The organism is Streptomyces chartreusis, from assembly GCF_008704715.1.
Taxonomy (GTDB): Bacteria; Actinomycetota; Actinomycetes; order Streptomycetales; family Streptomycetaceae; genus Streptomyces; species Streptomyces chartreusis.
The window spans coordinates 3,769,646-3,792,652 of sequence record NZ_CP023689.1 but is presented as its reverse complement, the minus strand read 5'-3'; the positions used below and the strand labels follow the sequence as shown (position 1 = coordinate 3,792,652).

Sequence of the window (23,007 nt, the reverse complement as noted above, 5' to 3'; positions counted from 1 at the left end):
TGCGGGTTACTTCAGCTTGGCGGACTGCGCGTCGATGACGGCGGCCGGTACGTCGTACGGCTTGTCCGTGATCATCAGGCCGAGGTTCATCGTGTAGTACGTGGCGATCGTGCTGCCGTGCCGCACCACCTCGACGTGCGTGGTGGCCACGTCGCCGTCCTCCGCGTCGCTCTTCGCGGTGAACCCGACGGACTCGTCACCGCTGCCGGACCCCTTCTCGGCGGCGATCCCCGTCACCTTCTGATCCGTGCCCTGCATGGTGACCGGGAAGCCGCCGGAGCAGCTCTCCACCGCGTCCGACACGGACTTGAAGGTCTCCTCGGCGCCGTCACCGTCGTACGAGGAGAGCCCGACGACCGTCAGGGTCATGTCCATCGCACTGGTGATGGAGTCCTCGATCTCGCTCTCCGTGAGGTCCTCGAGCTTGGAGGCGCCGTCGGTGGGCTTCTTCTTCTCCTGCGTGACCATGACGGACGTCTCCGAGGCGGCCTCGCCCGGCGCCCGGCCGCCCATGGCGTAGGCCAGCGGCGCGCACTTCTCCTCGCCGCTCTTGACCTGGTCCTTGGACTTCGGCAGCTGCTTGCCGGACGCGTCCACCTTGTAACCCTCGACATCGCCCTGGGCGATGACCGACTTCTTCAACTCCGCGGCGCTGAGCGCCTTCGCGTCGGAACCGCCGGAGTCACCCCCGCAGCCCGTGACAAGGGCGAGCGACAGCGCGCTCACGGCAACCGTGGCGGCTACACGCACGCCCGATGATCTCTTCATGGGCGGACTATGAAGCCCAGGTCAACGGGGCGTCAAACGAATTTAAAAACCGAGGCGTTCGCGGCGGACCGAGTAGGCGATGAAGCCCGCGCCGAGGGACAGGAAGAGCGTGCCGCCGATGACGTAAGGCGTGGTGTCGAAGCTTCCGGTGTCGGCGAGCCGGGTGTCGTCCGCGGTGCTGCCGTCGGTACTCTCCGAGGCGGCCCGTGCCTGCTGGGTGACCTGCGTCGTGGGCGTCGCCGAGGGATCGGCGCCCGCCGGCTCGTCGCCGGTCGCGTTGGCCGAGGGGACGAACCACAGGGCGCCCAGCAGGGCACCCGCGGCGGTGGCGGTCAGCAGCGATCGGCGTGCGGTGGACGACGATCGGTGAGCGGCGGGCACGGAATATCGATCCCCTTGTGGTGCTGGCGAATTGGCCGTGTGGGGCGATGTTAGTGAAAGTCGCGGGTCACGGGAAAGTCACGGGAGAAATGAGCCGTACTCTCCCCGCATGAGTACTCCAGAAACATCACGTTTTGTGCGGCTTCGCGTGGAACTCGTCCTCGAAGTGGACGACGCCGATGCCGTCACCACGGCCGCGCTGCGGCGGATCGCCGACGACAGCACCGTGCCGGTCGACGAACGGGTCCATGCCGAGAGCGCTGTGACGGAAGACACTGCGGAGGCCGTCGCGTATCTGGTCGATCCGTTCGACCTGGTCAGCGAGGTGCCCGGTGTCGAGCTCGTCCAGGCCTCCTGGTCCAGCGAGCGCATCGAGTACGACCCGGATTCGCCGGACTGGGACCTCGACGAGGATGATGGCGAAGAGGACTTCGACGGCGAAGGGGCCGCGCGGGTCGGCTGAGACGTCTTGGGGAATTCGTGACCCCGGACGGCAACCGCCGCCCGGGGTTTCGTCGTCTCATGGGGCGCACAGACCGACATCCGCACCACCTGTCACAGCGAACGTGGTGTGCCCCACACATGCGAGGCATGGGGAACGGGACGAACCGGTCGTAGCGTTGAAGATTCTTACGGGGACTCTCGGGCTTTTTGGGGATTCGGGAAAGTATGGAGAAGCGTGTGATGACGAACAGTAGGCGGCGCAAGGGCCTGACGGTCGCGTCCGCACTGCTCGGCGGTGTCCTGGCCCTCTCGGCCTGCTCCAGCGGCGGTGACGCCTCCGCGAGCGACGACGACACCTCGCAGTCCAAGGTCGACGAGGCGGCAGCCAAGAAGACCTCCGAGGCGCAGATCAAGATCACGCCAGAGGACGGCAGCGACAACGCCTCCATCAACAGCTCCGCCGTCACCGTGAGCAAGGGCTCGCTCACCGAGGTGAAGATGACGACCGCCGACGGCGCCGCCGTCGAGGGTCAGATATCCGCCGACAAGACCAGCTGGAAGCCCAGCGCTCAGCTGGACCGCTCCACGACCTACAAGGTCGCGGTCACGGCGAAGGACTCCAAGGGCCTGGAGGCCCACGAGAACGCCTCCTTCACCACGGTCTCCCCGAGCAACAGCTTCCTCGGCTACTTCACGCCGGAGGACGGCTCCACGGTCGGCGTGGGCATGCCCGTCTCGATCAACTTCGACAAGTCGATCAGCAACAAGGCGGCCGTCCAGAAGGGCGTCACCGTCACCTCGACCAGCGGCCAGGAAGTCGCCTGCCACTGGTTCAACGACACCCGCATGGACTGCCGGCCCGACGAGTACTGGCAGGAGGGCTCGACCGTCACCCTGAAGCTGGCCCTGGACGGCGTCGAGGGCGCCAAGGGCGTCTACGGCGTCCAGGAGAAGACGGTCACCTTCAAGATCGGCCGCAACCAGGTCTCCTACGTCGACGCGAAGACCAAGCAGATGAAGGTCACGCAGGACGGCAAGACCGTCAAGACCATCCCGATCTCCGCCGGGTCCCCGGAGAACAAGACCTACCAGGGCGTCATGGTGATGTCCGAGAAGTTCAAGGAGACGCGCATGAACGGCGCGACCGTGGGCTTCACGGACGACGACGGCAAGGGCGAGTACGACATCAAGGACGTGCCGCACGCCATCCGCCTGTCCAGCTCCGGCACCTTCATCCACGGCAACTACTGGGGTGCCAAGTCCATCTTCGGCAGCGTGAACACCAGCCACGGCTGCGTGGGCCTGTCCGACACCAAGGGCGCCAACGACAAGGGCACCGCGGGCTACTGGTTCTTCAACAACTCCATCGTCGGTGACGTCGTGGTCGTCAAGAACACCGGCGACAAGACGATCGCGCCGGACAACGGCCTCAACGGCTGGAACATGGACTGGGCGCAGTGGAAGGCCGGTTCGGCCGTCTGACCGGACCCGGACCCGGGCGCACCGCCGCCCCACAGCTCGTGCACAGCTGACCGATGCCGCCCCCAGGGGCGGCATCGGTGTTTCCGGGGCCGGTCCCAGCCTTCTCATCCATCTCTTATTTCGGCCTTATCCCTTCATCACGAGCCGTCCTTAGCTTGCGGCCCATGTTCTTCACCTACCTGAGGCGCGAGCTGCGCCGCCGCAGAAAGGCGGCCCTCGTCGTCGCCTCCGGACTCGCGCTGGGCATCGCGCTGGTCATCGTGGTCAACTCCGTGTCCTCCGGCATGAGCAAGGCCCAGGACAAGGTCCTCGAGTCGCTGTACGGCCTCGGCACGGACATGACCGTCACCAAGGCCGCCGAACCGGCGGCGAGCTCCTCGGAGCGCCCGCGCTTCCAGTTCGACGCGCAGGCCGACGGCGAGGACGAGGAGCAGTCCACGGACCGCGTCATGGTCCAGGGCTTCCAGACGCTGTCGAGCTCGACCGTCACCGAGGTCGGCTCGCAGAGCGGGGTCTCCGACGCCGTCGGCGGGCTGAGCCTCCAGGTCATCAAGGTCAGCGGGCAGTTCACCCGCGGCCAGTTCCAGCAGGACCAGAGCGGCGGCGGCCAGCAGGGCGGCCCCGGGGGCGGCGGCACCGGGCAGCCGCAGGGCGAAGTGCGCGGCGGCGGCGCCGACTTCGACGTCAACAACTACTCCGTCTACGGCGCCGACGTCACCAAGCCGGCGCTCGGCCCGCTGACCTCGTCGAAGATCACCAGCGGTCGTACGTTCAAGTCGACGGAGACGAACGCGAAGGTCGTCGTCGCCGACACCTCGTACGCCAAGGAGAAGAAGCTCAAGGTCGGCTCGACCGTCACGGTCAAGGGCACCAAGTTCAAGGTCATCGGCATCGCCACGCCGGACAGCGGGGACGCGGCCGCCAACCTGTACATCCCGCTGAAGCAGGCGCAGACGCTCGCCGACGCCAAGAACAAGGTCACCACGATCTACGTCAAGGCGACCGACTCCCAGCGGATCGACTCCGTCAAGTCGGCGATCCAGAAGAACATCTCCGGTACGACGGTGACGACCTCCGCCGACCTCGCGGACACGGTGTCCGGCTCCCTGTCCACGGCCTCCTCCCTCGCGACGAGCGTCGGCAAGTGGCTGTCGATCGCGGTGCTCGTGGCCGCGTTCCTGGTCGCCGGCCTGCTCACCTCCTCGGCGGTCTCCCGCCGGGTGAGGGAGTTCGGCACGCTCAAGGCGCTGGGCTGGAAGTCGGGCCGGGTGACCCGGCAGGTGGTCGGCGAGGCGATCGTGAACGGGCTGCTGGGCGGCGCGCTCGGCATCGCCGTCGGACTGGCCGGCGCCTACGCGGTCACGGCGATCAGCCCGACCCTGGAGGCACAGCTGGGCGGCGGCGGTGGCGGTGGCACGGGCGGCGGTCCCGGTGGCGGCGGCTTCGGGGGCGGCCCCATGCGCCAGACGGCGTCCTCGACACTCGACGTCGCCCTGACCGCACCGGTGAGCCTTACGACGGTCGCCCTGGCGGTCGGCCTGGCGGTGGCCGGCGGCCTGATCGCCGGAGCGTTCGGCGGCTGGCGCGCCTCACGACTGCGCCCGGCGGACGCCCTGAGGCGCGTCGAGTAGCGGACGCGTTGCTGAAACGCCCCAAGGGGCGCGGGGAACTGCGCGACCAGCCCCCACTCACCCGCGGCCGGACAGCAACTCCCACCACCCCGAACCCCACTCAGGAGCCACCCACCATGTACGAACTCAGAAACGTCACCAAGCGATACACCCGGGGCAAGGAGACCATCAACGCCCTCGACGGTGTCGACCTCACCATCGCCGACGGCGACCGGCTGGTCATCCAGGGCCCGACCGGCGGCGGCAAGTCCACCCTGCTCCAGATGCTCGGCGGCCTCGACCGGCCCACCTCCGGCGAAGTCGTCCTCGACGGCACCGACCTGGCCAAGCTCCCCGAAGCACGGCTCACCAGGGTCCGCAGCGAAAGCATCGGCTTCGTCTTCCAGTCCTTCAACCTCATCCCCACCCTCACCGCCCAGGAGAACGTCGAGACGGCCCTCGTCCCCCTCGGCATCAAGGCGAAGGACCGACGCGAAAAGGCCGCCGAGGCACTGAAGTCGGTCGGCCTCGGCGAACGCCTCACACATCTGCCGTCCGAGATGTCCGGCGGCCAGCAGCAGCGCGTCGCCATCGCCCGCGCCCTCGTCAAGGAACCGAAGGTGCTGCTGGCCGACGAACCCACCGGAAACCTCGACGAGTCGATGCGCGACGAGATCATGGACGTACTCGAACGCATGTGGAAGGAACTGGGGTTGACCTTCATCATGGTCACCCACGACTCCGCGATCGCGAAGAAGGCCCCGCGGCTGGCCACCATCCGCAAGGGCCGCATCAGTGTCAAGGAGAACGCGGGGGCGTAACACGGCGACTGCGTAACGGAGTTCGCGCCGTCGCGTAACAGACGGCAGGCGCGCTTCTCATTCTCCTCTCATCTATTGAGGAGCCTGATCACCCCTCGGCATACTGCGTATTCCGGGGGGTGACGCGCATGCGTACGGGACCACCCCCGGCCGGGTGAACGGGGAACTTCGCCCGGACCTTCTGCAAGGGGGAAACTTGCGCAGAAAAGTCAATAGAGTCGGCGCGGCCACGGTCGCCACAGCCGCCGCCGTCGCCCTCGCCGCGGGAATGACCAGCCCGGCGTCGGCCGAACCGGAGCAGCGCCCCACGGGCGCCGCCGCCTCCCTCACGTCCCCCCACCGCATCACCCTGATCACGGGTGACCGGGTCTCCGTCGACTCCAAGGGCCGGGTGGTCGGCCTGGAGCGGGCGAAGGGGCGCGAGCACATACCCGTACAGATACGCCAGGCCTACGGACACACCCTCGTGATCCCGGCCGACGCCGCCCGGCTGCTCGCCGGCGGCAAGCTCGACCAGCGCCTCTTCGACATCACCGAGCTGAGCAGGTCCGCGACCCGCACCTCCCAGGCCAAGGGCCTGAAGGTCATCGTCGGCTACCAGGGCGCCGCGGCCGGCGCCAAGGCCGACGTCCGTGACGCGGGCAAGCTGCGCCGGACCCTGAAGTCCCTCAACGCGGACGCCGTGCAGACCCCGCACCAGGACACGCCCGAGCTGTGGGACGCGCTCACCAACGGCGACCGGACGGCGTCCGGCATCGCGCACGTCTGGCTGGACGGCGTCCGCAAGGCCAGCCTCGACAAGTCCGTGCCGCAGATCGGCGCCCCCAAGGCATGGGCGGCCGGCTACGACGGCAAGGGCGTCAAGATCGCCGTCCTGGACACCGGCGTCGACGCGACCCACCCGGACCTCAAGGACCAGGTGATCGCGGCGAAGAACTTCACGCCGGCCGCCACCGCCGAGGACAAGGTCGGGCACGGCACGCACGTCGCGTCCATCGCGGCCGGCACCGGAGCCAAGTCCGGCGGCAAGTACAAGGGCGTCGCGCCCGGCGCCGACATCCTGAACGGCAAGGTCCTCGACGACACCGGCTCCGGTGACGACTCCGGCATCCTCGCCGGCATGGAGTGGGCCGCCGAGCAGGGCGCCCAGGTCGTCAACCTCAGCCTCGGCGGCATGGACACGCCGGAGATCGACCCGCTGGAGGCGGCGGTCAACAAGCTGTCCGCCGACAAGGGGATCCTGTTCGCCATCGCGGCCGGCAACTCCGGCCCGGAGACGGTCGGTTCGCCCGGCAGCGCCGAGGCCGCGCTCACCGTCGGCGCCGTCGACGACAAGGACGCGCTCGCCCCCTGGTCCAGCACCGGTCCGCGGGTCGGCGACGGCGCGATCAAGCCGGACGTGACCGCGCCGGGCGTGGCCATCACGGCCGCGTCCGCCAAGGGCAGCCTCATCGCGCAGGAGGTCGGCGAGAACCCGCCCGGCTACCTGACCATCGAGGGCACGTCCATGGCGACCCCGCATGTCGCGGGCGCCGCGGCGATCCTCAAGCAGCAGCACCCGGACTGGACGTATGCCGAGCTGAAGGGCGCGCTGACCGGTTCCGCCAAGGGCGGCAAGTACACGCCGTTCCAGCAGGGTTCGGGCCGCATCCAGGTCGACAAGGCCATCAAGCAGTCCGTGGTCGCCGAGCCGGGGTCGGTGAGCTTCGGCACCCAGCAGTGGCCGCACACCGACGACAAGCCCGTCACCAAGCAGCTGACGTACCGCAACCTCGGCACGAAGGACGTCACCCTCCAGCTCTCCGCGACCGCCACCAACCCGGGCGGCCAGGCGGCGCCCGCGGGCTTCTTCAAGCTCGCGGCGACGAAGGTGACGGTCCCGGCGGGCGGGAAGGCCTCCGTCGGCTTCACCGTCGACACCAAGCTGGGCGGCACCGTCGACGGCGCCTACTCCGCGTACGTCACGGCGACGGGCGGCGGCCAGAGCGTCCGCACCGGCGCCGCGGTGCAGCGTGAGCTGGAGTCGTACGACGTCACGGTCAAGCACATCGGCCGGGACGGCAAGCCGGCCCCCGAGTACAACACCGCCCTGCTCGGCTTCTCGGGCCTGGCCGCGAACCGGGGCTACCAGGTTCCGCTCGCCGAGTCCGGCGTCACCAAGATGCGGCTGCCCAAGGGCTCGTACCTGCTGGACGCGTGGATCGCCAAGGACTGGGTGAACCTGGAGGGCGGCCTCGACTGGCTGGTCCAGCCGAAGCTGAACGTCACCAGGAACACCTCCGTGACGATCGACGCCCGCACCACGAAGTCGGCCGACATCACCGTCCCGGACGCGCAGGCGAAGCAGGTCATCGCCAGTAGCAACTACTTCTACGACCCCGCGGGCATCGGCATCGGCGTCGGCCTCGACTCCTACGCCAACCTGCGCATGGCCCACCTCGGCCCGGAGGTCCCGACCGGTCTGACCCAGACCTGGAACGGCCAGTGGACCAAGGGCGCCGGCGCCGAGTACGACGTCGCCACCACCGCCAAGGTCAAGAAGATCCAGGGCGACAAGGTCCGCCACTTCAAGGCGGCCGAACTCGCCAAGGTGACCAACAACCTGGGTGCCTCGTCGTCGAACAAGACCGGCGCGCTGCTCCCGCTCGGCGTGTTCCCCGACGACGTCGTGTTCAGCTCGCCGATCGAGCAGAAGCTGACCGGGGCGCGGACGCTGTACCTGTCGACGTCCGAGAAGATCCAGTGGACGTTCGACTTCGAGCAGCACGCCGGAGTGGACGCAGAGGGCTTCCCGATCATCGACGCGTACTACACGCTGGGGAACCCGCAGACCTTCAAGGCGGGCCAGAGCTACACGAAGACCTTCAACACGGCCGTGTTCGGCCCGCACATCAACAAGGACTTCGGGCTCTTCCGCGAGGGCAACGACATCTACGGCTTCCTGCCGCTGTTCGCCGACGGCAGCAAGCACGCGGGCTCGTCCGAGTTCAGCGCGGTCAGCACAAGCCTGTACCGCAACGGCACCAGGCTCGCCACCAACGACGACCCGCTGTTCGGTGAGCAGATGTTCCGCGTGCCCGCCGGGGACGCCGAGTACAAGCTGACGACCTCGGTCAAGCGCAGCGTCAAGGTCGCGGCCGCCTCCACGCGGATCGACGCGAGCTGGACCTTCCGCTCCAAGAGGTCGGCCGCCGAGCAGGTCAGGCTCCCGGCCTCCACGGTCCGCTTCGACGCAAGGACCGGCCTGGACAGCCGGGTCGAGGCCGACAAGAAGGTGACGTTCCCGGTCACCGTCGTGGGCTCGGCCGCGGGCGCCAACCTGAAGTCGCTGCACGTGTACGTGTCGTACGACTACGGGCAGACCTGGAAGAAGCTCGAGGTCAAGAACGGCAAGATCACCGTGAAGAACCCGGCCAAGGGCAAGGCGATCTCCTTCCACGCCAAGGTCGCCGACAAGAAGGGCAACAAGGCGACGGTCTCGATCTACAACGCCTACTACGGCAAGTAGCTCGTACTCCCGATCGCAGAAGGCCCCGCCGGAGGCACTGCTCCCGGCGGGGCTTTCGCGTGCGCCGGTCCTGAGAATCCGGTGGCGGCACAGGGGGCGGAGGACGAGCGTCCGGTCGGATTTCGTGTTTCGGTGAGGCCATGACGGCTCACACGGTCGAATACATCAGGTACCGCATCCCCGAGCAGAAGTCGGCGGAGTTCCTCGCCGCCTACACCCGCGCCGCGGCCCAGCTGGCCGCCTCGCCGCACTGCATGGACTACGAACTCGCCCGCTGCGAGGAGGACTTCGAGCACTTCGTCCTGCGCATCACCTGGACGTCGACGGAGGACCACCTCGAAGGCTTCCGCAAGTCGGAGCTGTTCCCCGACTTCCTCGCCGAGATCCGCCCGTACATCACGCACATAGAGGAGATGCGCCACTACAAACCGACGGCGATCCGTGGCGCGGGCGCCTCGGTGCCCACGCTGTACGCCTGGGCGGGCGGCGCGGAGGCGTTCTCCCGGCTGACGTCGGCCTTCTACGACAAGGTGCTCAAGGACGACCTCCTGGCCCCGCTGTTCGAGGGCCTGGACCCGCACCACGCGGAACATGTGGCGATGTGGCTCGGTGAGGTCTTCGGCGGCCCGCCGGCCTACTCCGAGACCCAGGGCGGCCACGGCCACATGGTCGCCAAGCACATGGGCCGCGGCATCACCGAGCCCCAGCGCCGCCGCTGGGTCAACCTCATCCAGGACGCCGCCGACGAGGCGGGCCTCCCGACGGACGCGGAGTTCCGCTCGGCGTTCCTGGCGTACGTGGAGTGGGGGACCCGCCTCGCGGTCTACTTCTCGGGCCCGGACGCGGTGCCGCCGGCGGAGCAGCCGGTGCCGCGGTGGAACTGGGGGGCGGCTCCGCCGTATCAGGGCTGACGGTCCGGCGGGCGGCGGGCGGCGCCGAGTGCGTCAGCCGCCGCTGCCGTACGGCCTCGTCAGGATCTCCAGGTTGTGGCCGTTCGGGTCCTCGAAGTAGGTGCCGCGGCCGCCGTCGTTGTGGTTGATCTCGCCGGGCCGGCGGTGGTACGGATCCGCCCAGTAGGTCAGGCCGGCCTCCCGTATCCGGCCGAAGATGGTGTCGAACTCGTCCTCCGACACCAGGAACGCGTAGTGCTGCGGCGTGATCGCGCCGGGTGAGTCGAGGTAGTCCAGGGTCACACCGTTCGGGATCTCGACCGGGACGAAGGGGCCGTACTGCGGGCTCACCTCCAGGCCCAGGATGCCGGCCAGGAACGTGGCCGACTCCTTCTTGTCGCGCGCGGCGACGATGGTGTGGTTGAGCTGGACGGTCATCGGGGCTGCCTCCTCGTGGTGCACGGATCGGACTGGCTCCTACGCCCTTCACGCTAGGCAGCGCCGCCGCACCGCACATCGGTCGCTGGGAGGGAGATGCGCTACTCCTGAGGTACTCGGCCGCAGGTCCGTGGCGTACTCCGACCGCCGAGAGGGCCCCGGAGCAGTGCGGCTCCGGGGCCCTCGGTCAGGGACGCTCAGATCGTCGCGGTGTCGATCACGAACCGGTACCGCACATCGCTGCCGAGCACCCGCTCGTAGGCGTCGTTGATCTCGTCCGCGCCGATCAGCTCGATCTCGGCGCCGATGCCGTGCTCGGCGCAGAAGTCCAGCATCTCCTGGGTCTCGCGGATGCCGCCGATGCCGGACCCGGCGAGGGTCTTGCGGCCCATGATCACCGAGAACAGGTTGAGCGCGACGGGCTCCTCGGGGGCGCCGACGTTCACGAAGGCGCCGTCCGTCTTGAGCAGGGACAGGTACTGGTCCAGGTTCAGCGGCGCCGACACCGTGGACAGGATCAGGTCGAAGCTGCCGCGCAGCTCCCGGAACGTCTGCTCGTCGCTGGTGGCGTAGTAGTGGTCGGCGCCCAGCTTCAGGCCGTCGTCCTTCTTGCGCAGGGACTGCGACAGCACCGTCACCTCGGCGCCGAGCGCGTGCGCGAGCTTCACGCCCATGTGGCCGAGGCCGCCCATGCCGAGGATCGCGACCTTCTTGCCGGGGCCGGTGTTCCAGTGGCGGAGCGGGGAGTACGTGGTGACGCCGGCGCAGAGCAGCGGCGCGGCGACGTCCAGGGACAGGCCGTCGGGGATGCGGAGGACGAAGCTCTCCGCGACGACGATCTTCTGCGAGTAGCCGCCGTAGGTCGGCTCGCCGTCCTTGCCGACGCCGTTGTACGTCTGGATGTTGCCCTTGAGGCAGTACTGCTCCAGGCCGGCCAGGCAGTTCTCGCACTCACGGCAGGAGTCGACCATGCAGCCGACGCCCACGCGGTCGCCGACCCGGTACTTGGTCACACCCGGGCCGACCTCGGAGACGATGCCCGCGATCTCGTGGCCGGGGACCATCGGGAAGATCGCCTCGCCCCAGCCCTCCCGGGCCTGGTGGATGTCGGAGTGGCAGATACCGGCGAACTTGATGTCGATCAGGACGTCGAACTCGCCGACCTCACGGCGTTCGATGGTGGTGCGCTCCAGCGGCGCCTTGGCGGCGGGAGCTGCGAATGCGGCAACGGTGGTCATGCCGGGGTTCTCCTAGCGGGGGTTTCGCGCCCGGCTGCCTTCTGGTCCTGCTTGTCTGTCCGGGCACGTTTTTCACCCTGCCGAAGGGCGCCGCGGCCACCCAGACCTCAGTCGTACGTACGTCGGCGGGTCCTACCACTGACGGGGACAGGCTGGTGTGCGTACGACGAGCAATACTCGAAGCATGGACGAACGGCCCGGTTCCTCGACGGGACCCGCAGCGGACACCGCCGCCGACCCCCGGGCCGGCCTTGACCCGCGCGCGGAGCTGAGCGAGTTCCTGCGCACCCGGCGCGCCCGGCTGAAGCCGGAGGACGTCGGCCTGCCCGACTACGGCCGGCACCGCAGGGTGCCGGGCCTGCGGCGCGAGGAGCTGGCGCAGCTGGCCGGGGTGTCCGTGGCGTACTACACGCGCCTGGAGCAGGGCAACGGGCGCAACGTCTCGGCGGAGGTCCTCGACGCCATCGCGCGGGCGCTGCGCCTGAGCGACGCCGAGCATGCGCACCTCACGCACCTGGCGAAGCCGAAGCGGCACAAGAAGAAGCCGGTGTCCCGCACCGAGCAGGTGCGGCCGGCGATGCTGCAGCTGCTGGACACGATCGACGGCGTCCCGGCGTACATCACCGGCCGCCGCTCCGACATCGTCGCCTGGAACGGGATGGCGGCGGCCGTCTTCGGCGACTGGTCGGAGCTGCCGGCGCAGGAGCGGAACTGGGCGCGGCTGGTGTTCCTGCGGCCGGACTACCGCGAGCTGTTCGTGGAGTGGGACCAGAAGGCGTACGACATCGTCGCCTTCCTGCGCATGGACGCGGGCTGCCACCCGGACGACCCGCGCCTGTCGGCCCTGGTCGGCGAACTCTCCGTCAAGAGCGAGGAGTTCCGGCGGCTGTGGGCGATCCACGACGTCAAGGAGAAGAGCTACGGCGTCAAGCGCCTGCGGCATCCGCTGGTGGGGGAGCTCACCCTGAACTTCGAGTCGTTCCGCCTGACCGACGGCACGGAACAGAACCTGATCACCTACCACCCGGAACCGGGCTCGCCGTCGGCCGAGGCACTGCGGCTCCTGGCGAGCTGGGGGGCCGACGCCACGAAGGCGGGGACGAGCGCGTCGGCCTGACCGCGCGAGTCAGCCGGCGCGGCCCTCGACCGCCGCGGCGATGTCGTCCAGGTCCTTCGCGATGGCCTTGGCCACGGCCCGGGAGCCGAGGCCGCCGAGGAGCTTCGCGAGTACTCCCGCGACGCCGCCGGAGGTCACGCCGGTGAACGTCATCCGGACCGTCGTCGCCGACGGCCCCTCCGCCCGCAGGGCCCATTCCGAGACGTAGTGGGTGCCGTGCGACTCGGCCTCCACCACATACCGCTCCGGCGGAGCGCAGAGGGTCACCCACATCTCCTCGGTGGCCTCCTTGCCGAACATCCGCCGCGTCTCCCGCCACCGCGTGCCCACGCCGAACGCGCCCTCCGTGAGGACCTCGACGCCCGACACACCACTGAGCACGTGCACCATGCCCCTCAGATCGGTCAGGGACTCCCACACACTTCCCTGACCTGCGGCGATACGACGCTCCACGACGACGCTGGTTCTGGCCATGTCCCCATGAAAGCAGCAGGGTCCGACAACCGCGCGGGCTCGGCACGGACGGCACCGGGCGGGGCGGAGGGGGCGTCCGGGGCGCGAGATGTGCGTGAGGCTCCGTACGCTCGTGGGAGAGGGTTTCCTCGAACCGTGCCTGAACGGTCTCGGAGGTGACGGCGGTGCGTGCCTCGCTGATACAGCTGTCCGTGGACGCGTCCGAATCCGCCGACGAGCGGCGCCGCAGGGCGGCCTCGCTGGTCCGTGGCCGCAAGGGCGACGACCTGGTCGTCCTTCCCGAGCTGTGGACGGCCGGAGCATGGGCCTACGACCGCTGGGGAGCGGACTGCGAGGCGCTCGACGGCCCCACCGCCGAGGCCATGTCCGCCGCCGCCCGCGAGGCCGGCGCATGGCTGCACGCCGGCTCGATCGTCGAGCGGGACCGGGACGGGACGCTCTACAACACCGCCCTCCTCTTCGACCCGGAGGGCGAGCCGCGCGGCCACTACCGCAAGATCCACCGCTACGGCTTCGACACCGGCGAGGCGACCCTGATGGGCGGCGGCGAGGACGTCGTCACCGTGCCCACCGACTTCGGTGTGATCGGCCTCGCCATCTGCTACGACCTCCGCTTCCCCGAACTCTTCAGGGCCCTGCTCGACGCCGGCGCGGAGCTGATCGTGGTGCCCGCCGCATGGCCCGCGGCCCGCCTCGAACACTGGCGGCTCCTCACCCGCACGAGGGCTCTGGAGGAGCAGGTGTTCCTCCTCGCCTGCTGCGCGACGGGCAAGCACGGCGGCATGCAGCAGGGCGGGCACAGCGCGATCGTCGACCCCTGGGGCACCGTCCTGGCCGAGGCGCGCACCGCGGAACAGGAGGAGACGGTGACGGCGGACCTCGACATGACCGAGGTCGCCCGCATCCGCACGGAACTCCCGGTACTGCGCGACCGGGTCCTTGGGAATTCTTTTCGGCGGTGATGTCGAGAACCCGCGCCCGGCTCCGTCCCAGAGGTGAACGCGACCACAATGGGTCGCACCCGCACCGAGGAGAAGGACGATGGCCAAGTACCTGCTGCTGAAGCACTACCGCGGAGCTCCGGCATCGGTCAACGACGCGCCCATGGACCAGTGGACGCCGGAGGAGATCTCGGCCCACGTGCAGTACATGAACGACTTCGCCGCCCGGCTGGAGAAGACCGGCGAGTTCGTCGACAGTCAGGCACTCGCCCCCGAGGGGTCGTGGGTCCGCTACGACGGCGAGGGGCGTCCGCCGGTCACGGACGGCCCGTTCGCCGAGACCAAGGACCTCATCGCCGGCTGGATGGTGATCGACGTCGACAGCCACGAGCGCGCCGTCGAACTCGCCGGGGAACTGTCGGCGGCCCCCGGCGCGGGCGGCAGGCCGATCCACGAATGGCTGGAGGTACGCCCGTTCCTGGGCGCCCACGCCGGCACCACGGAGTGCACCTTCAAGTGACACAGCTGGACGAGGCCCTGCTCAGGAGCCTCACGCCGAGCGTGCTCGGCATCCTCGTCCGCCGCGGAGCCGACTTCGCGGCGGCCGAGGACGCCGTGCAGGACGCGCTCGTCGAGGCGGTCCGTGTGTGGCCGGCCGAGCCCTCCCCAAGCTCTTCGAGCAGGGGATACCCCATGCGGGATGCGAAGGGCTGGCTGGTCACCGTGGCCTGGCGCAAGTTCCTCGACGCGAGCCGGGCGGACACCGCCCGGCGCCGGCGCGAGGACCTCGTCGACGAGGAACCGGCACCCGGGCCCGTGACCGGGGTGGACGACACACTGCGGATCTACTTCCTGTGCGCCCACCCGTCGCTGACCCCGTCGTCCGCGGTCGCGCTCACGCTGCGCGCGGTCGGCGGGCTGACCACCCGCCAGATCGCCCAGGCCTACCTGGTGCCCGAGGCGACCATGGCGCAGCGCATCAGCCGGGCCAAGCGCACCGTCTCCGACGTACGGTTCGACCGGCCCGGCGACGTCGCCACCGTGCTGCGCGTGCTCTACCTGGTCTTCAACGAGGGCTACTCCGGCGACGTCGACCTCGCCGCCGAGGCCATCCGCCTCACCCGGCAGCTCGCGGCAGCATTCGACCACCCCGAGGTGGCGGGCCTGCTCGCCCTCATGCTGCTCCACCACGCCCGCCGTGCCTCGCGGACCGCGCCCGACGGCAGCCTCGTACCGCTCGCCGAACAGGACCGCGGCCGATGGGACCGCACCCTGATCGCCGAGGGCATCGACATCCTCCAGGCCGCTCTCGCCCGCGACCGGCTGGGCGAGTTCCAGGCCCAGGCCGCCGTCGCGGCGCTGCACGCGGACGCGCAGACCGCCGCGGAGACCGACTGGGTGCAGATCGTGGAGTGGTACGACGAGCTGCTGCGCCTGACCGACAGTCCCGTGGTCCGCCTCAACCGGGCGGTCGCCGTGGGCGAGGCGGACGGCCCGCGCGCCGGGCTCGCCGCACTGGCGCCACTGGACGCGGCGCTGCCCCGGCACACCGCGGCCGAGGCCTACCTCCACGAACGCGACGGTGACCTGCCGACCGCGGCCCGCCTCTACGCCGATGCCGCGCGGAAGGCCGCCAACCTGGCCGAACGCGACTATCTGACGCGGCAGGCGGCTCGGCTCAACACGCGCCTGGGTGGGAGTGGCGGGTAGGGGTGGCGCCCGGCGGTCCTGAGGGTCCATGATGGCGCAAAAAATCGAACACATGATTGAATCGGGGTATGCGATCGTTCCCCGACGACCTCGTCCAGGCACAGCAGGAGTGGAGCGCCACGTACCACCGGCTCGCCGACGGGCCGGGCCGAACAACCGAGCTGCGCCGCCGCCTGTACCGGCTCTCGACCGAGGTGCTCTTCCACCCCTACTGGCGGCAGGGCGGCCGTACACCGGCGGGATGGGCGGAACTGCGGAACCTGGGGCGGGGAGGAAGGAGCCGGCGGTGACCTGCCGCAACCCGCACGAGGACGCTGCGGGCCATGGCCGAGCTACCGCCTGACGCACGACGGCTGCGGGCGATCCTCGCGTACCTCGACGAACAGATCGCCGGTCACGAGACCGTGGGCATCTACCTGCGCCTTCAGCGTGAAGCCGTACGGGCGGAGCTGACGCGCGTGGAGAGCCGTCAGGGCCCTGAGCCGCCGAAGTCCTCCGAGCCCCCGGAGCCTCCCGAGTCGTCCCGGCCGGCGAGGTCCACCCGGCCTTCGCGGTCTCCTCGGCCACAGCAGCGGCCGCGGCAGGCGCCCGCTGCCCTCTCGCCGTTCGCGCCCTCCCGGGAGATGCGGCAGTCGACGGGCTTCGTCGTCCAGCAGAAGCGCACGCCGAACGGTCCCGAGCCCGCCGTGATCCACACCGGCGACTGCACGATGATCGAGGGCACGCCGCACCGGATCGGCGACCACGACGCCCGCGCGGCCCTCACCGACCCCAACATCGAACCGTGCGCCTTCTGCCGCCCGGACAGCGAGCTGGGGATCTTGGACTAGGCGCCACTGGCGACCACTGGGGTTGGGCGACTCCGGCCACTTGCAACCGGTACCCGGGTACAGGTTTACCGTCGGAAGTGTTCCCGGGAAGAAGCATTCCCGGAAAGGGAACGGACGACGGCGCGGGATGACGGGAGTGGCTGCGATGACCGGACCGGAGTGGGTACCGCGGGCGTGCACCTTGCCGACCGAGGAGCAGCCGTTGCGGCTGGCCGAGTGGGACGCCCTGTTCGCCACGCAGACGGCGGCGCCGTACCGACCGGACGCGCTGCGGGTCCGCCTGGAGCTCCCGTCGGGGCCGGGCAGTGAGCAGCGGGCCCGTGACCTGGCGGAACGCGAGAACGGCTGCTGCTCCTTCTTCGACTTCACGGTGTCCAGGACCTCGGAGGGGGTCGTGCTGGACATCGCGGTGGGCGAGGAGCACGAGGCGGTGCTGCGTGCCCTCGCCGCACGGGCGGACCGAGCGGCGGCGCCGGGAGGGGCCCGATGAACGACGTGGTTGCGTCGAGTGGCGGGGCCCTGCGCAGTGGTCAGGTGGCCCATGAGGCCGGGGTGAACATCCAGACCCTGCGCTACTACGAGCGTCGCGGCCTGCTGCCCGAACCGGATCGCAGCCCGGGTGGTCACCGCCTGTACGGGGGTGAGGCCGTGACCACGCTGCGGATCATCAAGGCCGCTCAGCGCCTGGGCTTCACGCTGGACGAGGTGGCCGAACTGCTGGAGGCGGGCCGCCACCGGCACGGCCGTCCCGTCCCGGGTCTCCAGGAGCGTGCGGCGGCGAAGCTCGCCGAGGTCGACGCCAGGATCGCGGACCTCACGACGATCCGCACCGCACTGGTCACGGCCGTGGCGGCCGGGTGCGACGACCTGACGGAGTGCGCCACGAGCTCCTGCTGCCCCATCCCCTTCACCGACCTCGCCGAGGAGAACCGCCATGCCGGCCCCTGCTGCTGACCGCCGCCCTCGCCGCGCCACCGGGAAAGTGACCGGTCCGACCGGCCTGCTCGGCCTGGCAGGCCTGGCCTGCGCCGCATGCTGCCTGCTGCCGGTCCTGCTCACGGCCGGCGCAGTGGGCGGCACGGGCGTATCCCTCGCCGCGGGCCTGCTGCCCGCCCTCGCCGCGGCCCTGGCAGCCCTGGCCGGCACGACCTGGTGGCTGACCCGGCGCCGCCGCACCTGCCGCTGCACCGCAAAGCCCGGCAACGGCCCCGCCTGCGGATGCGGCACCCGCACCGACCAGGTCGAGATCACCCCATCACGCGCAGAGCAGAACTAGGGCCCCACTCCGCAGTCGTACTCACCGGCGTCGCCACCTCACCGGACAAGGCACCGCCCCTGGCCACCACCGGCGGCGTTTCGCTCGCGGGACCGCGTGGTGGGCGATCTAGTCTCGGTCCGTGGGACAACCTGAGCAACGCGCCGAGGGCGCGGGACCGTTCACCACTCGGCTGACCTGGCACGTTCCGGGCGGCGGCACCGCCGTGTGGGAGTCGAGGCTCGCCCGCCGGCGGGGAGTCATCGCCGTACGTCCGGCCGGTGCCCCCACCAGTCGGCACACCAGGGCCGACGAGGTCGGGCTCGGCCGCCTGCGTCGGCTCAACGCCACGGCCGCGACGGCCTTCATCATCGGCGGTGCCCTGTTCGCGGCAGGTGCCGCCGTCGCCCAGATCGGCTCCGGCGACGCCACGACCTGCGCCTCGATCTACTTCGCCGGCGGCCTGTTCTTCAACACCGGCGGCTACGTCTCACTGCTCCAGGTCATCAACGCCCCGCGCCACGTGCCCGGCGGCGAAGGCCGGCTCGTCACCCGGTCCTGGCGCTGGTGGAGTTACGAGCCGACGCGGGTGGACTGGCTGAGCGCGGTCGTCCTCTTCGCCGGCACCCTGGTGTTCGGCGTCAACCTGCTGGACTCCTTCCTCCAGGGGCTGAGCGTCCAGCAGATCAACCGCCTGATCTGGACCCCCGACGTGATCGGCTGCGTGCTCTTCCTGATCTCCGGACACCTGGCGTTCGTCGAGATCTGCCACGGCCGGTTCTGCTTCCGCCGCCGCAGCCTCGGCTGGTGGATCGTCGCCGTGAACCAGCTGGGCTCGGTCCTCTTCATGGTCTCGGCGATCGCGGCCTTCACCCGCCCCACGACCGGCAGCCTGATCAACGCGGACATCGCCAACTGGACGACCTTCCTGGGCGCCGCATGCTTCTCCGTGGGCGGCGTCCTTCAGCACCTCGAACGCCCCTGACGTGGCGCATCGACAAGGTTTCTGAAGGCCGCCGTACCCGGGCCTTCAGTCGCCCGAGTGCCCCCAGAAGTGGATCTCCCGGGGATTGCCCTGATCGTCGTGCAGCACCGCGCACCGTCCGATCCACCGCGACCGCGGAAAGACGTCGAAGTCCTTGACGTGCGCGCGCGTCAGCTTGTCCGTACCGAGCAGCTCCCGCGCCTCCTCGGCCGTGACGGGCTCGACGGTGTTGTAGTCCGGGATGTCGTCAGGCCCTACGACACGGAAGATGTCCAGGATCGAGTGCGTGCCCGCCTCCTGCACCAACTCGTCCGCCCACAGCTCCTCCAGCGACCCCGGCCGGGGCTCCCGCTCCTCCTCCGGCCGCCAGTCGCCGCCGTTGACCCAGTAGTAGTCCCCGGCCTCGAACACCTCACGCCGCAACTGCTGAAGCGCGGCGTCGAGATCCTCCTGGTACGGCACGTAGTAGTCCCACCCCGAAGCCCCCACCGGCCCTCATCCCCTTCCCCGTCCACGTTCCCTTGGACGCCGGAAGCTAGCAGCCGCCGCTGACAACGAGGTCCTGAGCGGGGGAGACCTCAACTCCGCAAGGACTCCGCGACCTGCCGGGCGGCCTGGGTCGGGGTCAGATGGGTGGTGTCGATGACCTCGGCCTCCTTGTGGAGCCAGGTGCGGGCCGCCTCGGCGTAGGGCTCGAGGTAGGCGAGACGGAACGCGGAGGGGCCCATGACCGTGTCCCCCTCGATGCGGCCGCGGAGGGTGTCCTGATCGGCGTGGAGGACGAAGTGACGTACCGGGATCTCGTGTTGGGCGAGGCCCGCGCTGATCTCGCGCCAGTACGTCTCGACCAGGACGGTCATGGGCATCACCAGGGTGCCGCCGGCGTAGTCGAGGACGCGGCGGGCGGTCTCGACGACGAGGGGCCGCCACGGCGGCCAGTGCTGGAAGTTGTCCGTCTCGGGCAGCCCGGGGGTGATGTCCATGAGTGTCTCGCCTACCTTCTCGGCGTCGAACACCCGTGAATCCGGGATCAGTTGCTGCACGAGTGCGCTGGTCGTCGTCTTGCCCGCACCGTGGGTGCCGTTCAGCCATACGATCATGGGTCCCGATGCTAGGGCCGCCGAGGGGGCTTCGGCGGGGGCCGGGGTCGAGGCCGGGCGCTGGCCCTGAAAATCGAACACGTGCTTGAATTCGGGTCATGCAAATGTTCCCCGACGACCTCGCCGAGCCGTGTCGGCGCCCTCGATGACGCGCTGGCATGCGGGGGCGTACGACCCGGATGATCCTGAAGGCATGGCCGGACCGATACGCGTGACCGTGCATCCGCCGTCGCCCTCGGGCGGCCGACGTGTGCGCGTGGACGGCGAGATCCTCGGGCTGGCGCACAACGTGGGCGATGTCGCGGAGTTCCTCCGCCGCGCCGGGCTGGAGATCGATCCGGCGGACGTCGCGGGTGTGCCCTGGATCGACTGGCGCGGCGTAGGGCCGGAGAGCTGGGGCCCGGAGGCGGGTGGCTGACCCGTCAAGGACCCCGGGCACCGGGCACCGGGCCGTGGTCGACGTTTCGGCGTGCGCTCCACGCGGGGGAACGAGACATTGGAGCCGTGGCCTTGTGGATGACTTGGGAACTCGAAGGGGTCGGCGCCGCCTCGCAGGCCGTGGAGAACGTGGACGAGGCTGCTCGGTGGCTGGTCGGCTCGGTCGAGCGTTCAAGGCGCGCTTTCGAGGCCGAATGGCGCTGGCGGCGGCTCATGGACGCGGCGATCCGGGTGCGTGCCCGGATGCTGGAGGAAGGGCGCGCGAGCGTGGCGGGCGGCGCGTCATGGAGCTCGACGGACGAGGGTGTGGAGGTGCTGCTCGCTGTCCGGGATGAGCAGGGCTGAGCGCGGCGCGGTCCGCCCATGTCCGTACAGCGCGCCGGAATGAGGCTCAACCAGTTTCGTGCCGCATCGGAGGGCACTCATGAAAGACCTCAAGTTCGAGCAGAAGCGCTCACTGTCCCGCCAGGAGGCCGCTGACCAGCTCACGGCCCTCGCGGACGCGCTGAGGGAAGGCGGGGAGGCCGAACTGGAACTCGGCGCCGCAACGCTGAGCCTGCGGATCCCCGACGACCTTCGCAGCGAGGTGGAGGTCGAGATCGGCGGCGGGGAGATCGAGCTGGAGATCGAGTTCAAGTGGCCCACCGCGTCGAAGCGGGCGGCGTCGTCGGGGACGGAGGCTCCCGCAAAGGCTCCCGCAAAGGCTCCCGCAACGGCGAAGGCCGCGCCGCGGAAGAGCGCGTCCACCGGTGCGCGCCGTAGCAGCGGCACGGGCACGGGCACCGGCAGGACCAGGAGTACGGCCGCGAAGCGGTCAGCCACTAAGAAATCCTGAGCAGACGCACAGCGGCTGTCCGGTTGCTGGTCCCGTTCGTGGTGATCCCCCTCTTCACCGACGATGTGGTCACAGGCCTGTCCCCGCTGCCGAGGACAGCGCCGGAGGTACGGGCCCACGTGCCCGCCCGCCCCTCGCCGCCGACGTGACAGGACGACCCATGTACGAACTCAACGCGCTGCTGCGCGAGTACGACCGCGCCCGCGCCTACACGGACGACCTCTGGAGAGATCTCACCCCGGACGAGGTGACCTGGCGTCCGCACGAGGACTCCAGCGCCATCGGCTGGCACCTCGGCCACCAGGCCCACGTCGCCCACTTCATGATCCGCAACCTCACCGCGGCCGAGCCCAGCCCCGACCCGGAACTGGACGGGCTCATGGACTCCGCGAACCCGGAGAAGTTCCGTGGCGCGCTGCCCACGGTCGAACGGCTCACCGCGTTCCGCGACACCGTCGCCGAACGCGTCCACGCCCGTATCGGCGACATCGCCGCCGGAAGGGTCGGCGCCCCCGGCCAACTGACCGTCGTCGGCTCCCACTTGCTGCTCGCGTTGATCAACCACGAGTACCAGCACGACCAGTGGATCAGCGAGGTCCGCGCCGACGCCCTCGGCCACCCGCTCCCACCCGACCCCGCCGCGGACCGACTCACCCGCGTCGACGGCTACCTCGTCCTCAACCCGTACGACGGCGACGACATGGCAGGGCGCCACTGAACGGGCGTTGTCGGTGGCGGGTACTAACGTGCCCGCGACGCCCTGTCGATCATTCGTACGTCTGCACGTCTGAGGAGTCACGATGCCCGACGGCACTCCGGAGCCGTCCGTGAAGGACCTGCGCACGCTGATACCGGAGTACGAGGGTCTTGCCCTGGCGACCACCCTCCTCAACCCCGAGCCCGGCGACCCCGGCGTCCGGGAGAGCTCGCTCGGGGGCGCGTTGCTGTGGCCCGCGGACGAGCCGTGGCCGTACTGCGCGCAGGAGGACCACTGGACGTTCGGGTCCGACTCGCGCAACACCACCGAGATCGTCGCGGGGACGGTGCCGATGGTGCCGATCCTCCAGCTGTTCGCCCGGGACCTGCCGGGTCTGGACTTCCCCGAGGGGAAGGACCTGCTCCAGGTGGTGTGGTGCGCGCTGAACCATGAGCAGGACCCCGGACCGGTGATGCCGCGGCTGTACTGGCGCAACGAGGCGGAGGTGGCGGCCGGAGGGCTGCTGTCCGAGATCCCGGTGGCGGGCGAGGGGGAGTACGACGAGGACCACGTGCCGCAGCCGTCCACGCTGTCGCCGACCCCCGCGGACGACTACCCGAGCCGGCACGATCTGCCCGAGGCCGTCCGGGACACCTGGGAACCCCGCTTCCGGTTGCCCACGGGAGTCGTCATGTGGCCGTCCGACTCCAACGTCATCGCGACGAAAGCGGGCGGCTGGCCCGCCTGCATACAACCTGCCGACTGGCCGGACTGCGCCGGCGGACACCGCATGGAGCACCTGCTGACCGCCACCGGCGACATCCAGCTCGGTGACTGCGGCGGCGTCTACTTCTTCCACTGCCGCCGGTGCCCCGGCCTTCCGTGGGACTGGCGCTTCGACTGCCACTGAGCGCGGAGACCGGTGACCGTACGGAGGGCGGTGCGGGGTTGGAATCGGCCGGCACCTTCGAGCGTTGAGGAGGGTGGGCTCGGACGCCGGTGGTGTGCGTGCGGAGTAGCCCGAGTGACCGAGCTGACAGGTATT

General features: G+C 70.0%; 28 protein-coding genes. 21 read left to right on the top strand and 7 right to left on the bottom strand.

Translation table 11 applies throughout. From position 1 onward, the window contains the following. Positions 1-6: 6 nt before the first annotated feature. Positions 7-768 carry a hypothetical protein gene (locus tag CP983_RS16030; RefSeq protein ID WP_176575777.1) on the bottom strand — a complete coding sequence of 254 codons (762 nt, stop codon included), beginning with the start codon at positions 766-768 and terminating at the stop codon, positions 7-9. Between the two features lie 42 nt (positions 769-810). Further along, a complete protein-coding gene (locus tag CP983_RS16025) occupies positions 811-1,149 on the bottom strand; it encodes an LPXTG cell wall anchor domain-containing protein (RefSeq protein ID WP_229914890.1) in 339 nt (112 codons plus the stop codon). A gap of 109 nt (positions 1,150-1,258) precedes the next feature. On the opposite strand from CP983_RS16025, the gene CP983_RS16020 reads away from it, so the two are divergent. From CP983_RS16020 to CP983_RS15995, 6 genes are all read left to right on the top strand, one after another. Then, a complete protein-coding gene (locus CP983_RS16020) occupies positions 1,259-1,612 on the top strand; it encodes a hypothetical protein (protein ID WP_107903725.1) in 354 nt (117 codons plus the stop codon). A gap of 221 nt (positions 1,613-1,833) precedes the next feature. Further along, positions 1,834-3,075, top strand: a complete 1,242-nt coding sequence (locus CP983_RS16015; protein ID WP_125529153.1) for a L,D-transpeptidase — start codon at positions 1,834-1,836, stop codon at positions 3,073-3,075. Positions 3,076-3,239: 164 nt separating this feature from the next. Continuing rightward, on the top strand, positions 3,240-4,706 hold the full coding sequence (locus tag CP983_RS16010; RefSeq protein ID WP_150500054.1) for an ABC transporter permease: 1,467 nt from the start codon (positions 3,240-3,242) through the stop codon (positions 4,704-4,706). A gap of 116 nt (positions 4,707-4,822) precedes the next feature. Further along, on the top strand, positions 4,823-5,506 hold the full coding sequence (locus tag CP983_RS16005; RefSeq protein WP_150500052.1) for an ABC transporter ATP-binding protein: 684 nt from the start codon (positions 4,823-4,825) through the stop codon (positions 5,504-5,506). Between the two features lie 268 nt (positions 5,507-5,774). Then, positions 5,775-9,014: a S8 family peptidase gene (locus CP983_RS16000; RefSeq protein ID WP_150506627.1), complete on the top strand. Its 3,240-nt coding sequence runs from the start codon at positions 5,775-5,777 to the stop codon at positions 9,012-9,014. Positions 9,015-9,154: 140 nt separating this feature from the next. Then, the gene (locus CP983_RS15995) at positions 9,155-9,925 is read left to right on the top strand and encodes a group II truncated hemoglobin (protein WP_150500050.1); all 771 of its coding nucleotides are present in this window, start codon (positions 9,155-9,157) and stop codon (positions 9,923-9,925) included. A 33-nt stretch (positions 9,926-9,958) separates the two neighbouring features. On the opposite strand, the gene CP983_RS15990 is transcribed toward CP983_RS15995, so the two are convergent. Both CP983_RS15990 and CP983_RS15985 read right to left on the bottom strand, forming a co-directional pair. Beyond that, positions 9,959-10,342: a VOC family protein gene (locus tag CP983_RS15990; protein ID WP_150500048.1), complete on the bottom strand. Its 384-nt coding sequence runs from the start codon at positions 10,340-10,342 to the stop codon at positions 9,959-9,961. Positions 10,343-10,539: 197 nt separating this feature from the next. Beyond that, a complete protein-coding gene (locus tag CP983_RS15985; RefSeq protein WP_150500046.1) occupies positions 10,540-11,580 on the bottom strand; it encodes an NAD(P)-dependent alcohol dehydrogenase in 1,041 nt (346 codons plus the stop codon). A 184-nt stretch (positions 11,581-11,764) separates the two neighbouring features. Here CP983_RS15985 and CP983_RS15980 point away from each other — a divergent pair, with 184 nt between their 5' ends. After that, positions 11,765-12,697: a helix-turn-helix domain-containing protein gene (locus tag CP983_RS15980; protein ID WP_107903683.1), complete on the top strand. Its 933-nt coding sequence runs from the start codon at positions 11,765-11,767 to the stop codon at positions 12,695-12,697. A 9-nt stretch (positions 12,698-12,706) separates the two neighbouring features. On the opposite strand, the gene CP983_RS15975 is transcribed toward CP983_RS15980, so the two are convergent. Continuing rightward, a complete protein-coding gene (locus CP983_RS15975; RefSeq protein ID WP_150500044.1) occupies positions 12,707-13,171 on the bottom strand; it encodes an SRPBCC family protein in 465 nt (154 codons plus the stop codon). 164 nt (positions 13,172-13,335) lie between these two features. On the opposite strand from CP983_RS15975, the gene CP983_RS15970 reads away from it, so the two are divergent. The 9 genes from CP983_RS15970 (at position 13,336) to CP983_RS15930 (ending at position 18,892) form a co-directional block, all read left to right on the top strand. Next, positions 13,336-14,133, top strand: a complete 798-nt coding sequence (locus CP983_RS15970) for a carbon-nitrogen family hydrolase (RefSeq protein ID WP_150506625.1) — start codon at positions 13,336-13,338, stop codon at positions 14,131-14,133. A gap of 79 nt (positions 14,134-14,212) precedes the next feature. After that, entirely contained in the window at positions 14,213-14,632 is a 420-nt protein-coding gene (locus CP983_RS15965; protein WP_150500042.1) for a YciI family protein, read from the top strand. Positions 14,633-14,637: 5 nt separating this feature from the next. Beyond that, on the top strand, positions 14,638-15,822 hold the full coding sequence (locus CP983_RS15960) for an RNA polymerase sigma factor (RefSeq protein WP_150506623.1): 1,185 nt from the start codon (positions 14,638-14,640) through the stop codon (positions 15,820-15,822). Between the two features lie 68 nt (positions 15,823-15,890). Then, the gene (locus CP983_RS15955; protein ID WP_150500040.1) at positions 15,891-16,112 is read left to right on the top strand and encodes a hypothetical protein; all 222 of its coding nucleotides are present in this window, start codon (positions 15,891-15,893) and stop codon (positions 16,110-16,112) included. A 33-nt stretch (positions 16,113-16,145) separates the two neighbouring features. Then, entirely contained in the window at positions 16,146-16,652 is a 507-nt protein-coding gene (locus tag CP983_RS15950; RefSeq protein WP_150500038.1) for a DUF6233 domain-containing protein, read from the top strand. Positions 16,653-16,797: 145 nt separating this feature from the next. After that, entirely contained in the window at positions 16,798-17,142 is a 345-nt protein-coding gene (locus tag CP983_RS15945) for a hypothetical protein (protein ID WP_150500036.1), read from the top strand. Then, positions 17,139-17,606, top strand: a complete 468-nt coding sequence (locus CP983_RS15940) for a MerR family transcriptional regulator (RefSeq protein ID WP_150500034.1) — start codon at positions 17,139-17,141, stop codon at positions 17,604-17,606. Before CP983_RS15945 ends, CP983_RS15940 begins: the two co-directional genes overlap by 4 nt. Before the next feature lie 28 nt (positions 17,607-17,634). Then, positions 17,635-17,928: a hypothetical protein gene (locus tag CP983_RS15935; RefSeq protein WP_150500033.1), complete on the top strand. Its 294-nt coding sequence runs from the start codon at positions 17,635-17,637 to the stop codon at positions 17,926-17,928. A gap of 121 nt (positions 17,929-18,049) precedes the next feature. Continuing rightward, entirely contained in the window at positions 18,050-18,892 is an 843-nt protein-coding gene (locus CP983_RS15930) for a hypothetical protein (protein WP_125529483.1), read from the top strand. Between the two features lie 45 nt (positions 18,893-18,937). Here the strand turns inward: CP983_RS15930 and CP983_RS15925 are convergent, their stop codons facing one another. Beyond that, positions 18,938-19,381, bottom strand: coding sequence for a hypothetical protein (locus CP983_RS15925; RefSeq protein WP_150500031.1), 444 nt, complete (start codon positions 19,379-19,381; stop codon positions 18,938-18,940). Positions 19,382-19,470: 89 nt separating this feature from the next. Further along, positions 19,471-19,992, bottom strand: coding sequence for an AAA family ATPase (locus CP983_RS15920; RefSeq protein ID WP_150500029.1), 522 nt, complete (start codon positions 19,990-19,992; stop codon positions 19,471-19,473). A gap of 193 nt (positions 19,993-20,185) precedes the next feature. Between CP983_RS15920 and CP983_RS15915 the strand changes: the two genes are divergently transcribed. The 5 genes from CP983_RS15915 (at position 20,186) to CP983_RS15895 (ending at position 22,872) form a co-directional block, all read left to right on the top strand. Further along, positions 20,186-20,410 carry a hypothetical protein gene (locus CP983_RS15915; RefSeq protein WP_107903675.1) on the top strand — a complete coding sequence of 75 codons (225 nt, stop codon included), beginning with the start codon at positions 20,186-20,188 and terminating at the stop codon, positions 20,408-20,410. A gap of 86 nt (positions 20,411-20,496) precedes the next feature. Beyond that, a complete protein-coding gene (locus tag CP983_RS15910) occupies positions 20,497-20,775 on the top strand; it encodes a hypothetical protein (RefSeq protein WP_150500028.1) in 279 nt (92 codons plus the stop codon). A gap of 79 nt (positions 20,776-20,854) precedes the next feature. Beyond that, positions 20,855-21,265, top strand: a complete 411-nt coding sequence (locus tag CP983_RS15905; protein WP_150500026.1) for an amphi-Trp domain-containing protein — start codon at positions 20,855-20,857, stop codon at positions 21,263-21,265. A 160-nt stretch (positions 21,266-21,425) separates the two neighbouring features. Further along, entirely contained in the window at positions 21,426-21,983 is a 558-nt protein-coding gene (locus tag CP983_RS15900; protein WP_150500024.1) for a DinB family protein, read from the top strand. Positions 21,984-22,065: 82 nt separating this feature from the next. Next, positions 22,066-22,872, top strand: coding sequence for a DUF1963 domain-containing protein (locus tag CP983_RS15895; protein ID WP_150500022.1), 807 nt, complete (start codon positions 22,066-22,068; stop codon positions 22,870-22,872). Positions 22,873-23,007: the final 135 nt, after the last annotated feature.

What these genes read in the sequence shown, in the direction of transcription:
- CP983_RS15980 (WP_107903683.1), top strand. Translation starts at nt 11,765, where the DNA reads ATGGACGAACGGCCCGGTTCCTCGACGGGACCCGCAGCGGACACCGCC.
- CP983_RS15950 (WP_150500038.1), top strand. Translation starts at nt 16,146, where the DNA reads ATGGCCGAGCTACCGCCTGACGCACGACGGCTGCGGGCGATCCTCGCG.
- CP983_RS15905 (WP_150500026.1), top strand. Translation starts at nt 20,855, where the DNA reads ATGAAAGACCTCAAGTTCGAGCAGAAGCGCTCACTGTCCCGCCAGGAG.
- CP983_RS16005 (WP_150500052.1), top strand. Translation starts at nt 4,823, where the DNA reads ATGTACGAACTCAGAAACGTCACCAAGCGATACACCCGGGGCAAGGAG.
- CP983_RS15985 (WP_150500046.1), bottom strand. Translation starts at nt 11,580, where the DNA reads ATGACCACCGTTGCCGCATTCGCAGCTCCCGCCGCCAAGGCGCCGCTG.
- CP983_RS15955 (WP_150500040.1), top strand. Translation starts at nt 15,891, where the DNA reads ATGCGATCGTTCCCCGACGACCTCGTCCAGGCACAGCAGGAGTGGAGC.
- CP983_RS16030 (WP_176575777.1), bottom strand. Translation starts at nt 768, where the DNA reads ATGAAGAGATCATCGGGCGTGCGTGTAGCCGCCACGGTTGCCGTGAGC.
- CP983_RS15995 (WP_150500050.1), top strand. Translation starts at nt 9,155, where the DNA reads ATGACGGCTCACACGGTCGAATACATCAGGTACCGCATCCCCGAGCAG.
- CP983_RS15895 (WP_150500022.1), top strand. Translation starts at nt 22,066, where the DNA reads ATGCCCGACGGCACTCCGGAGCCGTCCGTGAAGGACCTGCGCACGCTG.
- CP983_RS16015 (WP_125529153.1), top strand. Translation starts at nt 1,834, where the DNA reads ATGACGAACAGTAGGCGGCGCAAGGGCCTGACGGTCGCGTCCGCACTG.
- CP983_RS15990 (WP_150500048.1), bottom strand. Translation starts at nt 10,342, where the DNA reads ATGACCGTCCAGCTCAACCACACCATCGTCGCCGCGCGCGACAAGAAG.
- CP983_RS15975 (WP_150500044.1), bottom strand. Translation starts at nt 13,171, where the DNA reads ATGGCCAGAACCAGCGTCGTCGTGGAGCGTCGTATCGCCGCAGGTCAG.
- CP983_RS15920 (WP_150500029.1), bottom strand. Translation starts at nt 19,992, where the DNA reads ATGATCGTATGGCTGAACGGCACCCACGGTGCGGGCAAGACGACGACC.
- CP983_RS15900 (WP_150500024.1), top strand. Translation starts at nt 21,426, where the DNA reads ATGTACGAACTCAACGCGCTGCTGCGCGAGTACGACCGCGCCCGCGCC.
- CP983_RS16020 (WP_107903725.1), top strand. Translation starts at nt 1,259, where the DNA reads ATGAGTACTCCAGAAACATCACGTTTTGTGCGGCTTCGCGTGGAACTC.
- CP983_RS16010 (WP_150500054.1), top strand. Translation starts at nt 3,240, where the DNA reads ATGTTCTTCACCTACCTGAGGCGCGAGCTGCGCCGCCGCAGAAAGGCG.
- CP983_RS15945 (WP_150500036.1), top strand. Translation starts at nt 16,798, where the DNA reads ATGACCGGACCGGAGTGGGTACCGCGGGCGTGCACCTTGCCGACCGAG.
- CP983_RS16000 (WP_150506627.1), top strand. Translation starts at nt 5,775, where the DNA reads ATGACCAGCCCGGCGTCGGCCGAACCGGAGCAGCGCCCCACGGGCGCC.
- CP983_RS15940 (WP_150500034.1), top strand. Translation starts at nt 17,139, where the DNA reads ATGAACGACGTGGTTGCGTCGAGTGGCGGGGCCCTGCGCAGTGGTCAG.
- CP983_RS15915 (WP_107903675.1), top strand. Translation starts at nt 20,186, where the DNA reads ATGGCCGGACCGATACGCGTGACCGTGCATCCGCCGTCGCCCTCGGGC.
- CP983_RS15965 (WP_150500042.1), top strand. Translation starts at nt 14,213, where the DNA reads ATGGCCAAGTACCTGCTGCTGAAGCACTACCGCGGAGCTCCGGCATCG.